This is a genomic window from Aquipuribacter hungaricus, from assembly GCF_037860755.1.
Lineage (GTDB): Bacteria > Actinomycetota > Actinomycetes > Actinomycetales > JBBAYJ01 > Aquipuribacter > Aquipuribacter hungaricus.
In genome coordinates, this window is record NZ_JBBEOI010000407.1 from 1 (window position 1) to 1,605 (window position 1,605).

Below are 1,605 nucleotides of genomic sequence, written 5' to 3' on the forward strand. Positions count from 1 at the left end.
GCCGCCCGCCGCCCCGGCCGTCCCGCCGGCGCCCCCGGTCCGGCTCGCCGACCCTGTCCGCGGCCCCCCGGCGCCGGTCCTCGTCTGACCTGCCGCACACCGCACGCGTGACCGTCCTGGCGACGGCACGCGTCCTGGGCGTACCCGGACCGCCGACCGGCGGGACCCGTCGCCCCCCCCCGCCCGGGCACCCGGGCCCACGACACCTCCCGGTCGCCCCTGCGACCCCTCGGCGACCCCCGCGGTCGCACCGCAGACAAGGACCTGACCCATGGACCGCACCACGACCGGCACGACCCGCACCACGACCCGCACGCCCCCGGGGCCCGGCCGGCGACGGCCGCCGCTCGCCCTCGTCGTCACCCTCGTCCTCGTCGCCCTCCTCGTGGGCATCACGGTGACGGCGATCGCCCTCGCGCTGCGCGACCGCTCCGCCGCGGCCGGCACCGACCCCGCAGTCGTCGTCCGGCAGGACTTCGCCGGCGCGCCCGCGGAGGGGGCCGACGTGACCGGCGGCATCCCCGCGGGCGGCACCGGCGACGTCGTCGTCACCCTGTACGAGGACTTCCTCTGCCCGGCGTGCCGGCAGCTGGAGGAGGTCAGCGGCGACTACCTCGACGAGCTCGCCGCCGGGCCCGACGTCACCGTGGAGTACCGCCCGGTCGCCATCCTCGACCGGCTGAGCGCGGGCAGCGAGTACTCCACCCGGTCCGCGGCGGCCGCCGTGTGCGTCGCCGAGGAGGAGGGCGAGGACGGGTTCCGCGCCTTCGTCGACGCGCTGTTCGCCGCGCAGCCCGCCGAGGGTACCGCCGGCCCCGACGACGCGGCGCTGGCCGAGCTGGCCCGGTCCACCGGCGCCGGCGAGGAGAGCGTGGCCTGCATCGACGAGGGCCGGTTCACCGGATGGGTCCAGCGCAGCACGCAGCAGGCGCAGGAGCTCGGCGTCAGCGGCACCCCGACGGTCTGGGTCGACGGCGTGCCGACAGAGGCGCGGACGCCCGAGGAGCTGGCGGCGGCCGTGGCGGAGGCGGCCGGGCGCTGAGGCGTCTCCGGCGCCGGGGCAGCGGGTGGGGCGGCCGGGAGGTCGCCCCACCCGTCACCACGGTCGTACGGTCACCGGTCGCACTGGCGGGCCGCCCGCCCTCGTCCGAAGTCACCGACCGCGGGGACCGCCGAGCCCGCGGACCTCCGCCACGGAGCTCTGGTCGTCCCGGTGGAGGACGACGGACGCCCCCACGCGCTCGGCCAGGCGGGCGACGGCGTCGAGCTGCGGCCTGCCGACCTCCAGCAGCAGCCGGCCGGACGGCGCCAGCCACGGCCCGGCCGACCTGAGCAGGGCGCGCACCACGTCCAGTCCGTCGACGCCACCGAACAGCGCCGCCGGGGGCTCGTGGTCGCGAGCCTCCGGGGGCAACAGGTGGCCCTGGCCCGCCGGCGTGCACGGCGGGACGGCCGCGACGACGTCCACCCGGCCCCGCAGGTGCGGCGGCAGGGCGTCGAGCAGGTCACCGCCGTGGACCCCGGCCGAGGCCGGCAGGTTCTGCCGGGCGAGCCGCCGGGCGGCCGGGCAGCTGTCGGCGGCGTGCACCTCGGCGCGGGGGACGG

2 protein-coding genes are annotated in these 1,605 nt (G+C 79.3%); one reads left to right on the plus strand and one right to left on the minus strand.

Annotated elements, in window-relative coordinates; translation table 11 throughout:
- Window positions 1-271 precede the first annotated feature (271 nt).
- Window positions 272-1,042 carry a DsbA family protein gene (locus tag WCS02_RS20205; RefSeq protein WP_340296102.1) on the plus strand — a complete coding sequence of 257 codons (771 nt, stop codon included), beginning with the start codon at window positions 272-274 and terminating at the stop codon, window positions 1,040-1,042.
- 111 nt (window positions 1,043-1,153) lie between these two features.
- On the opposite strand, the gene WCS02_RS20210 is transcribed toward WCS02_RS20205, so the two are convergent.
- Window positions 1,154-1,605: class I SAM-dependent methyltransferase (locus WCS02_RS20210; RefSeq protein WP_479688814.1), on the minus strand; the 452-nt coding region annotated here is incomplete at its 5' end.

Coding starts and splice junctions, on each gene's coding strand:
- WCS02_RS20205 (WP_340296102.1), top strand. CDS start 272: ATGGACCGCACCACGACCGGCACGACCCGCACCACGACCCGCACGCCC.